Origin of the sequence: Microbacterium sp. (assembly GCF_052102115.1) — a bacterium.
Lineage (GTDB): Bacteria > Actinomycetota > Actinomycetes > Actinomycetales > Microbacteriaceae > Microbacterium.
Genome location: NZ_JBQDVP010000105.1, coordinates 1 through 4,152, shown reverse-complemented (window position 1 = coordinate 4,152; position 4,152 = coordinate 1). Strand labels below are relative to the sequence as shown.

The following is a 4,152-nucleotide window of genomic DNA, read 5'->3' as shown; positions in this document are numbered from 1 at the left end:
GGATGAGCTCGCGCTCGAACTGCGCGAAGGCGCCCATCATGTTCAGCTGGAACGCAGCCATCGCATCCGCATGCCCAGGCTCGAAGGTCAGCCGCTCCTTGAGGAACTCGACGCTCGCGCCCTTCCGGGGGCGTTGCTCGGTGTGCTCGGCGGGATCGCCGGTGATCTGCTGAACGATGTCGTTGAGGTCGATGACCGAACGGGCCAAGCGGTCCATGGAGGCGACGACGACATGGTCGCCGCGGCGGACGTGCCGGATGAGTGCCTGCAGCTGCGGACGGTCCGTCGCGCTCTTGCCGGACTGCTTCTCGGTGAAGGTTTGGTCGCACTCCCCCACTGCCTCGAGCTGCCGGGCGAGGTTCTGGCCGGCCGATGACACCCGGAGGTACGCGACGCGCTGCCCGGGGGCTCGATGTGCTTCTTTCATGTCTTAGACCCTAGCCGAGACATGTGCCAAAACGCGGGATTGGACCTAGTGGAACAGTGACGATGTCTCGGTGTTGACTGTCGCGTTTGGGTATACCCCAGCCTGACGCACGACTCCACGCCCGATCCTCGCTTGTACTTCTACCTTGACACAAGATGGCGTCTGGGTCATTGTGTAGTTCTGTCGATACAAGAACTGTCGGAGGCACCTCATGTCGATCCTTGTCCTGTTCGCGGCGCCTTGCCTTGCGGGGCTGGTACTCGTCATCGTCGGAGTTCTTGTTGTCACGGGGGTCCTCGGCGTGGAACGCACTGGCCTGCATGTTGGGGCTCAGGTAGCGCGCTGCGTGGGGTCGTTGCTCGGGATCGTCGTGGCGACCGGTTTCTTGGTGCTCGGTATCGGCGGACAGTCGGCGTCGGGGCCCCTCGGCTACGGGGCGATCGCCACGCTCGGACCAGGGATCGGAGCGGCAGTGCTCGTCCTCGCCATCACCATCGGTGAGCGCACGTTCTCTGCACCCCACGTCAACGTGCGTAGCGCCTCACTGGTACGCCGCACGACAGGCACGGTAGTCCCCCGCAGCGCACTCTTGATCGGGATCGCATCCTTGGTAATGCTTGCGATCCTCTCTCTACTGGGCGCAGCACTGTCCGACGGCGGGCGCGCATACACAGCTGTGCGGCATCTGCCAACGGGCGAGGTGACGCGGTCGGGCGCCACCCCTTTCCCGGGGTATCACTACACACTCCCGATGTGGGGCGGGATCATTGTTCTGCTTCTCTGCAGCGCTCTCGCTATCCGCGCCATCCTGCTGCGCCGTCCGAGCGATGACACCAGAGACATTCTGCTGCGACGCCGTTCCTCTACCTCCGTGATCGGGGCGGTGGTTCTGGCGACTGCTGCGAGCATGCTGCCGGTAGCCTCCCTCATCATCGCGCGTCTATTGACCTCGGACGGGCTCGCGCGAACCACAACCACCGAGCAGGTCTGCATCGCTGTCGCAGCGATTGGCGTCGTCACCGGACTCGTGGCTCTTCCAGTCGGTTTCGTCATGGTGGTGTTCCCGGAAGTGCTGGCCCGCTATAGCTCTATGCCCTCAACTCGAACGCCGGAGCCCTCAGCGCCCGGTGCCGCGAGCACACCTGCGCACGGGGGGCACTGATGAGCCAAATCGTCGTCGACCTTGGCGACCCGACGCCCCCCTACGAGCAGGTCCGACGCGGAGTGCTCACCCAGATCGTCTCCGGCAGACTGCGGCCCGGCGATCGTTTACCCACCATTCGAGCACTGGCGAGCGACCTCGGGCTCGCCCCCGGCACCGTCGCTCGCGCCTACAAGCTCCTCGAGGAAGCGCAACTGATCACGACCCGACGAGGAGCCGGCACCACCGTTGCCAGCAGAGGTGACGGCACCCAGGTCCCCACCGCGGCGGACGACGCACGGCTCACGACAGCTGATTCGAATGAGACCCTGGCGGCAAAGTCCGCAGCCCACGTAGCTGCAGCGCGCGCCACTGGCCACAGTGACCGTGAAATCCTCCACGCCGTGCACGCCGCTCTCTCCGATCCCCACCAGCCGAGAAAGGCAACCGACCAGCAACCGGCTAAAGCGACGTCAAGCAGTGGCGCGGACGGGGCTGCCGCGCGGATAGGTGACATCTGATGGGACTGACGCACAGAAAGGTGTCACGCGCGGCGTCGCGAGGTGCGTCGCGAACTGGGGCACCCCAGCAGGACAGCTACTGGACGGTCTTTTACGGTTCCCGATAGGGTCCCAAAATGGGGTTTTGCGACACATCTGTCGCACTGGGTATACCCCAGCAGGACATATCCGGTCACTACCGGATTCGGTGCATACTGACCCTCATGGCCAGCCGTGTCCCGCGGATCGTTGCTCTCGGAGTCCTCGTGCTCACTGCGGCGTCTGCCTGCGCGAGCTATCCCGGGCGTGGAGTTGAAGCTGAAGCATGTGTCTCGTGGGCAGACCTTTCAGATCCCCGGGCAGCGTTCGAGGAGGCAGATGCCGTGATCATCGGTCGAGCACGTGCCTCCACCAACGTGACGAGCATGTACGGGCTCGATGCCGCTGTGCACGACGTGGAAGTGCTGCAGGTATTCAAGGGAGACCTGGGTGCCAGTGTGGCCGTCGCTGCGACCCCGGAGACATGCACCACCGGTACCCCTTACCCGAGCGGTGATCCTTTGGACGCAGATGATGATCTGCTTCTCTTCCTGACCCAGCCGGCTGGCCGCACACCGTGGTCCACGGTGACGCCACTGGACGGTGTGCAACCCGCGCCGAAGGATGGGCCACTCCCGTTTGAGGTCACCGCTAACCCTGGTGGCTGACCTGCCAGCGGGTCTCGGAGCGTCCATTGGTCCGCGGCCTGCCATATGAGGCCGGGGCAGCTCGACGACGCAGACCCGGGAGGTTGCCCCCGGTCAGTCGCCCCCTTCCCGGCTGTGAGTGCTCGGTTTGCCCGAAGGAAGTCGCGATCGCCGCATTGCGGTCTCCGACCGGCGGAGGCAACCGCCGATCGCTATTGACTTTCGATAGATATCGATCGATACTCGATGCATGAACGTAGAGCTTCCTCGTCCGTCCCTCGGCCTTGCTGTCGCCACAGAGGTGCTTGTGGCCATCCTGTTCGTCGTCGGCTTCGCCGCCGCCGCCCTACTGCCCGCCTTCTCCGCGGCTGTCGCGGAGGACTTCCCTGAGTACGCGGCACTTCGAGGACCGCTCCTCGCGACCGGGATCGCCTTCATCGTTCTCGGCCTTATCGCCCTGGGTTCGATCGCGTTGCTCGTTCACCGTGTCTACAGAGGCGCGATGCTGGTGAGGTCATCCCTCGTCTGCGTCGACCTGCTCGTGGGCGCGCTGGCGGGCGCCGCTGTGGTGGTGATCGCGGCCTCCGTCGTGATCAGTCGAGGGCAGGCCGGCAGCCCCTTCCTCGTGATCGTCGAGGTCATGGCCTTCCTCGGCTTGGTGGCAGTTGCCGGGGTCGCCCTCGTGCTGCGCTCACTCTTGCGGAGCTCCATCGACATGCATGATGAGCTGGAAGAGGTTGTGTGATGCCGATCCGTATCACGATCGATCGCATGCTGGTCGAGCGCGAGATGAGCGTCGGCGAGTTCGCAGACGCCATCGGTATCACACCGGCGAACGTCGCGGTCCTGAAGAACGGGCGCGCGAAGGCTGTGCGGTTGTCGACACTGGATGCGATCTGCCGCGTCCTCGAGTGCCAACCCGGCGACCTGCTCCACTATGAAGAATGATGCAGGCGCGCGTAGCGACCCCGCGCCGGCGAGCAGCTCCGCGAGGCACGACCCGCTAGTCGATACGGTCGGGGAGCAGGTCGGCTCGCTGGGTGGCCTCGCGAATGAACATCCAAAATCGGTCGCATCCCAGACTTCAGATCGGCGACCTCCACGAGTTCTTCGAATCCGGATGTCCCGTTTGCGGCTTCGTCACGTCACAGGGATGGTCATGGTTTCCCTGGTGTTTCTTGTGTCCCTTGGTGTCTATATCATCGCTGTGAGGAATGCTCTGTCCCTGGACTACGCGCCACTCCCGATCATCGACCTGTGGGACTGATGCGCGAGCAGGTGTCACACGACTCCAGACACCTCAACACGACAGATACGTTGCGTTGAGGCACACCCCGAGCGACGGCGGTCTCAACCGGTCAACGCACCACCCAGTGGTGGAAGCATGCGGATAGATCG

Annotated in this window: 6 protein-coding genes; 5 read left to right on the top strand and 1 reads right to left on the bottom strand. The window is 64.2% G+C overall.

All coding sequences use genetic code 11. From position 1 onward, the window contains the following. The coding region (locus tag ACTICP_RS15980; RefSeq protein WP_441894049.1) for a recombinase family protein at window positions 1-427 on the bottom strand (427 nt) is incomplete at its 3' end. 211 nt (window positions 428-638) lie between these two features. On the opposite strand from ACTICP_RS15980, the gene ACTICP_RS15975 reads away from it, so the two are divergent. The 5 genes from ACTICP_RS15975 to ACTICP_RS15955 all read left to right on the top strand — a co-directional run bounded on the left by ACTICP_RS15975 (window position 639) and on the right by ACTICP_RS15955 (window position 3,702). Continuing rightward, complete coding sequence (locus ACTICP_RS15975; protein ID WP_441894047.1) at window positions 639-1,589, top strand: hypothetical protein; 951 nt, start codon at window positions 639-641, stop codon at window positions 1,587-1,589. Then, window positions 1,589-2,089: a GntR family transcriptional regulator gene (locus ACTICP_RS15970; RefSeq protein WP_441894045.1), complete on the top strand. Its 501-nt coding sequence runs from the start codon at window positions 1,589-1,591 to the stop codon at window positions 2,087-2,089. The genes ACTICP_RS15975 and ACTICP_RS15970 overlap by 1 nt, the downstream gene beginning before the upstream one ends. Before the next feature lie 362 nt (window positions 2,090-2,451). After that, window positions 2,452-2,775, top strand: a complete 324-nt coding sequence (locus ACTICP_RS15965; RefSeq protein WP_441894043.1) for a hypothetical protein — start codon at window positions 2,452-2,454, stop codon at window positions 2,773-2,775. A gap of 229 nt (window positions 2,776-3,004) precedes the next feature. Beyond that, window positions 3,005-3,499 carry a DUF2975 domain-containing protein gene (locus tag ACTICP_RS15960; RefSeq protein ID WP_441894041.1) on the top strand — a complete coding sequence of 165 codons (495 nt, stop codon included), beginning with the start codon at window positions 3,005-3,007 and terminating at the stop codon, window positions 3,497-3,499. Continuing rightward, window positions 3,499-3,702 carry a helix-turn-helix domain-containing protein gene (locus tag ACTICP_RS15955; RefSeq protein ID WP_441894039.1) on the top strand — a complete coding sequence of 68 codons (204 nt, stop codon included), beginning with the start codon at window positions 3,499-3,501 and terminating at the stop codon, window positions 3,700-3,702. Before ACTICP_RS15960 ends, ACTICP_RS15955 begins: the two co-directional genes overlap by 1 nt. The last annotated feature ends 450 nt before the right edge of the window (window positions 3,703-4,152 follow it).